Origin of the sequence: Adhaeribacter soli, assembly GCF_008727925.1 — a bacterium.
GTDB lineage: Bacteria > Bacteroidota > Bacteroidia > Cytophagales > Hymenobacteraceae > Adhaeribacter_A > Adhaeribacter_A soli.
Genome location: NZ_VTWT01000002.1, coordinates 708407 through 714795 on the forward strand (window position 1 = coordinate 708407; position 6389 = coordinate 714795).

General features: G+C 48.9%; 6 protein-coding genes. 5 read left to right on the forward strand and 1 reads right to left on the reverse strand.

Annotated elements, in window-relative coordinates; translation table 11 throughout:
* Position 1 precedes the first annotated feature (1 nt).
* The 4 genes from F0P94_RS06255 (at position 2) to F0P94_RS06270 (ending at position 4968) form a co-directional block, all read left to right on the forward strand.
* Complete coding sequence (locus F0P94_RS06255) at positions 2-1123, forward strand: ABC transporter permease (protein ID WP_150902953.1); 1122 nt, start codon at positions 2-4, stop codon at positions 1121-1123.
* 454 nt (positions 1124-1577) lie between these two features.
* Positions 1578-2909 carry a TolC family protein gene (locus F0P94_RS06260; RefSeq protein WP_150902954.1) on the forward strand — a complete coding sequence of 444 codons (1332 nt, stop codon included), beginning with the start codon at positions 1578-1580 and terminating at the stop codon, positions 2907-2909.
* Positions 2910-3032: 123 nt separating this feature from the next.
* Complete coding sequence (locus F0P94_RS06265) at positions 3033-3911, forward strand: phosphatase PAP2 family protein (RefSeq protein ID WP_225307130.1); 879 nt, start codon at positions 3033-3035, stop codon at positions 3909-3911.
* Between the two features lie 235 nt (positions 3912-4146).
* Entirely contained in the window at positions 4147-4968 is an 822-nt protein-coding gene (locus F0P94_RS06270; protein ID WP_150902955.1) for a phosphatase PAP2 family protein, read from the forward strand.
* Between the two features lie 25 nt (positions 4969-4993).
* Here F0P94_RS06270 and F0P94_RS06275 read toward each other — a convergent pair whose 3' ends face one another.
* The gene (locus F0P94_RS06275) at positions 4994-5467 is read right to left on the reverse strand and encodes a GNAT family N-acetyltransferase (protein WP_150902956.1); all 474 of its coding nucleotides are present in this window, start codon (positions 5465-5467) and stop codon (positions 4994-4996) included.
* Positions 5468-5942: 475 nt separating this feature from the next.
* Here F0P94_RS06275 and F0P94_RS06280 point away from each other — a divergent pair.
* A partial coding sequence (locus F0P94_RS06280) for a hypothetical protein (protein WP_225307131.1) occupies positions 5943-6389 on the forward strand: 447 nt, incomplete at its 3' end.

The window sequence follows — 6389 nt, forward strand, 5'->3', positions numbered from 1 at the left end:
TATGCTGAAGACCGCGCTCCGTTTTATGATCTACGACAAAGCCAAAACCATCGGGGCTTTGCTGGGCGTGGTCATTGCCAACTTCCTGATCGGGCAGCAGAGCGGCATCTTCATTTTCCTGACCAATGCCATGAGCGCCCTGGTAGACAATACGCCAACCGGTTTGTGGATCGTAGATGAAAACACCACCAACGTAAATGCCCTTGGCCAGATAGACGTGCGCACCGGCCGGCAGGCCGAATCTATTCCGGGGGTAGCCAAAGCGTATCCGTACGTGGTTTCCGGGGGAAGCGCCAAGTTTAAGAACGGCAAGAGTTTCGGGGTACTGCTCATCGGTTCGGAACCACCTTATTTTAAAGGCGGCCCCTGGAATTTAATGCAAGGAAGCACCTTCGACCTGCTCCGCGATTATGCCATTACCACCGAATATTTCGACCGGGAAAGCCTGGGAGGCACCGGCTACGGCGACGATTTTGAAATTAACGGTCACCGGGTGGAAGTGGTGGCACAAACGCGCGGCGCCCGCGGCTTTGGGGCGGCGTATGTGTTCACCACCATTGCGCGAGCGCGGGCCATCGGCAACGTTCCCGAAAATAAAGTAAACGCCTATTTAGTAGACCTGAAGCCCGGCGCCAATCCCGATTCGGTGCGCAACGCCATAAACCGGCACATTTACGGCGTGCGCGCCTGGACTCCGGAAGAATTTTCGAAAGCAACCGTTAAAACCGTGCTGGGCTCCAGCGGCATTGCCATTTCCACGGGTTCCTTAATTGCCTTTGCGGTGGTTTCCGGCCTTGTCATTATCGGTTTAACCCTGTACTCCGCCGCCGTAGACCGCATTAAAGATTACGCCACCATAAAAGCCATCGGCGCCGACAATAGCTACATCTGGCAACTGATCTTAACCCAGGCACTGCTTATTGCAACGGTCGGGTACCTGGTTGGCTCGCTGCTGCTGGAAGGGTTCCGGTACGGCATTTCTACCCAAGGCGCTATATTCAATTTTTCCCTGTTGATCCGCGCCGGTTTTCTGTTCATAACCTTGATTATTTCGGTAGGCGGCGCCTTTTTCGCCATCCGGAGAATTACCAAAGCCGAACCCGCTTCGGTTTTCAGAGCGTGATTTTAATGTGCTAATGAGGTAATGTATTAATGTGCTAATGTGCTAATGAGAAGATTTGGAGATTTGGAGATTTGGAGATTTGGAGATTTGAAAATGGGGAACTGTTGAATTATTGAATTATAAAAATCATCACCTCGGTCTGTGCCCTCACAGACCGAAGCACAGGGGTTGAAATTAGCGCCAACCTCAGACAGCAACAAGGTGGTCTGTGGGGACACAGACCACGGAAACTGTGGTTGATTGAGAAGACCAATTGAGAGAACTCTGTCTCCTCGGTCTGTGCCCTCACAGACCGAAGCACAATAGGTTGAAATGAGTACGGACATCAACCAGCAGCAGGGTGGTCTGCGGGGACACAGACCACGGGAACGGACTACAGCGAAGAAAACTGATTTAAAGATCGAATGAGGGAAATATAAAGGATTCCAATAAAATACCTGTATTAAGAGACACTATGTTCCGGCACGTAAAAAGTAATCTTTTGCTGTTTTTGCTGTTTTTCAGTGGCAGGATTGTGCACGCGCAAAGCCGGGCAGTTTCGCTGGCGGAGGCGCTGCAGTTTGCGCAGCAGAATCAGCTTACGGTGCATAATAAGCAATACAATGTGCAGGTAAATGAAGCCCGATTGCGGCAGGAAAAAGCCGCCCGGTATCCGGAAATTTCGGGGGCTTTCGATATGCGCTATAACCAGCAACTGCCAACGGTAATTCTTCCGGGCGAATTCCGGAATTTGCCGGCACAAAACATTCCGGTGGTTTTTGGCACCAAATACGCCGCTACTGCCGCGTTGGAAGGTAATTATGCGGTTTTCGATCCGGAACGGAAATACAATACCGGCAAAGCCAAACTTCAGGAAAATATTTCCCGCAATGAATTATTGGTCGCGCAAACCGACCTGGCCCTGGAAGTGAGGAAAGCCTATTACGCCTGCCTGCTGAACCATAAGAAAATAAAACTTACCCTGGGGAATTTAGGGCGTAGCGAGACCTTCCTTCGCAACACGCAAACCCTTTTCCAGAACGGGCAGGTACAGCCGGTAGATGTGGACCGGGCGCAGTTCGATGTGCAGAGCCAGCAGGCGGAGTTGCAGAAAGCTACTTTAAATCTGAACCAAAACCTGCTGAGTCTTAAATACCAGATGGGTTTTCCGCTCGATTCGGCTATCGTTTTAACCGATACGTTGCTGCTTTCGGGGGAAAGGCAGGCGGTATTTTTACCGGATGAGTTAAAGGTGGAAGCCCGGCCGGAGTACCGGAATCTGCAGCTGCAGCAGGAACAGGAAAACCTGCTGCTTACCCGCAACCGCCATAATGCCCTGCCCACCCTGCGGCTGTATGGCTACTACGGCTCCCAGGCATTCCGCGAGAAATTCAATTTTACAAATACCACCGAAAAATGGTACCCTGTATCCTATTTCGGCGCCGAACTGAACTGGCTCCTGTTTCAGGGATTCTTACGAAGAGCCCAAGTGCAGGAAAGTAAAATTGCGTTAAAGATCCGCCACAACGAACTCCTTATTTTTGAGCGCGATTACGTATTTCAGACCTACAGCAAACTTTTAGCCATGCAAACCGAACAGCAGAACGTGCATGTACGGGAAGCGAATGTGCAGTTGGCTGAAAAGATTCTGAACGTTACCCGCATCCGCTTCGAGAATAGCCTGGTTCAAAGCCAGGAAGTAACCGATGCGGCCAACGACCTGCTCGAAGCCCAGACCAGTTACCTGAACGCCCTCTACGATTTTATCCTGGCCCGGCTTGAGTATGAACGGATTCAGGGAAAATAATATCTATCTCTAGAAATAATTCCATTCACTTCGAATAAACAACTGTTGCCTTACTAACCTTTTAAATGCCGCCGCGTTTTCTAAGCATAAAATATTTCAATCTGATTATATTCCAGAACTTCTATGAAAAAACTTATGCTTACGGTACTGGTGGCGGCCAACTTTGCGGGCATCTCTTTTGCCCAGAACCCTGCCAGTATTACTTCTAACCCGGAAACGCGTTCTATGTCAGAAAATACCCAAAGCACCTCGCCTTATAAAACCCGTTTTGCCGTAGATGGCCCGATAACGGCTGCCGGTGTAATTGGCAGCGGAGTAGGTTTGTATCTGATCCAGAAAAACAAAGATGCTCCTTCGACCGAAGAACTGGCCCGCATCGATGCCGATCTGGAAGCCGCCAAACAGGACGTTCCTAAATTCGACCGGTTTGCCGCCGGGAACTTCAATCTGGATGCCAAGAAGCTAAGCGATTATCCTTTTTATGGTTCTTTTGCCCTGCCTTTCCTGTTGCTTTTAGATAAAGATATCAGTCAGAATGCCGGTCAGGTAGCCGGGCTGTATGTGCAAACCATGGCTATTACCGGAACGTTATTCACCATGTCGGTAGCCAACGTGGAGCGCCGCCGGCCGCTGGTTTACAACAACGACCCGAATAATACCGAACGCACCAAAAAACACGCGCAAAACTCTTTCTTTGCCGGCCACACGGCTGCCGCGGCCAGCGCTACCTTCTTTGCCGCTAAAATCTTTCACGATTTCAACCCCGATTCCAAAGCCCGGCCATATATCTGGGGTGCGGCCGCTGCTATTCCGGCCACGGTGGGCTACCTTCGTTTAAAAGCCGGCAAGCACTTTCTTTCCGATAACCTGCTGGGTTATGCCATTGGCGCGGGCGCAGGTATTCTGGTTCCGCAACTGCATAAAACCAAAGCACTGGAAGGCGTTTCGATTGTGCCGGTAATGGGTTCTTATAACGGCATGGCGGCATCTGTCACTTTTTAAATAAAAATGATACCGTTTCCGGAAAGTGGTTTGTTGGGTGAATTCCCGATAAACCACTTTTTTCGTTTTAAACCATACCACTTTAAGCAGGCCAATTTCTTCAAATTTTATACTGGTCTGATTGAAAAAAATCCGGCTTAAAACATTCTGCGGCTCATCCTGAAACACGCCATAAACATTTTAGCGCGAGGGGCGTTTTTGAGTTATCCATTGGTATATACACGCAGCCTTTCCTATGAAAAAACAATTGATCGCTTTTCTGCTGCTTTTTCAGATCACGGGCAGCGCCTTCAGCCAGAATAATTTTCCTTCGCCTTACGAAACGAAACCCGGCCGGGATCTGGGGATTACGCTGGCAGGCATCGCCGGAACCGGCATAGGCTTATACCTGATCGCAAACAAAGACAAGTTATCGGAAGCTGAAATTGCGGCTTTAGATAAAAACGACGTCAATAAATTCGACCGTTTTGCTGCCGGCAATTATAATACCAATGCCAAAGCCTTAAGCGATATTCCGTTTTATGGCTCGTTTGTGGTGCCGTTGGCTTTGCTGGCCGATAAAGAAGTATTCAACAATGGCGGGCAGGTGTATTTACTTTATGCGCAAACCATGGCTATTACGGGTGCCGCCTACGCCCTCACCATCGGCCTAACCGACCGCTACCGTCCTTTAGCTTATAAAAACGACGATCCGTTGAATCAGGACCTTCAGGAAGACCGGCGGAGTAAAAATGCCCGCAATTCCTTTTATGCCGGCCATACGGCTGCCGCGGCCAGCGCCTGCTTTTTCACGGCTAAGGTTTTTCACGATTTCAACCCCGATTCGAAGTGGCGGCCCGTAGTTTGGGGAGCCGCTGCTGCCGTACCGGTAGTGGTTGGCTATGCCCGTTTAAAAGCCGGCAAACACTTTCTTTCCGATAATATTGTAGGCTATGCCGTAGGAACCAGTATCGGGATATTAGTACCGCATCTGCACAAAACCGGCGCGATGGATGGCGTTTCGATTTTACCGGTAATCGGACCTTATAACGGTGTGGCGGCTACAGTTGCTTTTTGATCTCTGTTCAGGCACTGGATTAGGCTCAATTCTTTTCCGGCACTTCAGCTGGTTCTTTAGGCTGCTTATAAACTTCCCTGTTCACGATCTCCATTAAACGGCCGGCTTCAGAAAGTTGGAATCCGAATTGGGTGTACAGGCCGTGCGCATCTTTGGTAGCCAGCATAAACCTCCTTATTCCCTGCAGGTCCGGGTGCTCTTTTACGCACTGCATAAGCCATTTTGATAGGCCTTTCCCCCTGTAATCTGGCAATACATATACATCGCAGAGGTAAGCAAAGGTAGCTTTATCGGTAATTACCCGCGCCAGGCCGATCTGCTTTTCGCCGGCATATAAATGAAAGCAAAGCGAGTTTCGGAGCGATTTTGCTACCGTTTCCAGCGGCACATTTTGCGCCCAGTAAGAGTCCTGGCTCAGGTATTTGTGAATGGCCGCAATATCGGCTTTTGCCGGTTCGGTGTAAATAGTAAATGCCTCGCGGGCGTAGGTGGGATACATAAAATTGCTGCCTGAATGAAGAATTAGTAACTCAAGGTAGCAGTTTTCTACAATATTTTTACCATGTAAGAATCTGAAGTACCGGCATAAGACTAAATCCTCCTTTTATAGGGCTTAATCCCTTTCTGACTTCCCCATTCCAGCGAAATTTAAAGGAACAACAACGAAAGTACCAGAAGATATTCTTTTCCTTTAATTATTATTTTTTCCTTAAAACCCTTTTAGCTCAAATTTCCCCATTGATTTAAAGCGCCTTATTTGCAGGCTAGAATGAATTTGGGGTCGGCATAAACAATACCCAGAAATGGGTATTGTTCAAACCTTTAGCAATAACTACCTTTGTTAAAATATAACTTACCCAATTTCTGTCTTTTCCATTAACAAAATTCGCATACGATGCTTTCCACCGGGAAAGGCACCTGAAACTCACCTGGAAACAGGAACTCAAAATCCGCAAAACTTAAATAAACCAAATATGCAAAAACCTCTACCCAAACAAATCCTAAAGGCCACGATCCTGCTTTTCTGGTGTCTGGCAACTGCACTTTCAACCTCAGCCCAAAGCTGGCAACCGCTTGGGCCTGATGATTTCAACCAGCCTTCCTTTAATTCTGCAGCCTATCCTTCCCTGGCGCTGGATGGCAGCGGCACCCCTTATGTAGCTTACGTGGATAGAGGCAATGGCTATAAAACTACCGTGAAGAAGTTTAACGGCACAACTTGGGTAGATGTCGGTGCTCCCGGCTTCTCGGCTGGTCAGGCATCTTTCACTTCCCTGGCGCTGGATGGCAGCGGCACCCCTTATGTAGCTTACGGGGATAAAGGCAACGGCAATAAAGCTACCGTGATGAAGTTTAATGGCACAACCTGGGTAGATGTCGGTACGCCCGGCTTCTCGGCTGGTCAGGCAGACTACACTTCT

Coding starts and splice junctions, on each gene's coding strand:
- F0P94_RS06255 (WP_150902953.1), top strand. CDS start 2: ATGCTGAAGACCGCGCTCCGTTTTATGATCTACGACAAAGCCAAAACC.
- F0P94_RS06260 (WP_150902954.1), top strand. CDS start 1,578: ATGTTCCGGCACGTAAAAAGTAATCTTTTGCTGTTTTTGCTGTTTTTC.
- F0P94_RS06265 (WP_225307130.1), top strand. CDS start 3,033: ATGAAAAAACTTATGCTTACGGTACTGGTGGCGGCCAACTTTGCGGGC.
- F0P94_RS06270 (WP_150902955.1), top strand. CDS start 4,147: ATGAAAAAACAATTGATCGCTTTTCTGCTGCTTTTTCAGATCACGGGC.
- F0P94_RS06275 (WP_150902956.1), bottom strand. CDS start 5,467: ATGTATCCCACCTACGCCCGCGAGGCATTTACTATTTACACCGAACCG.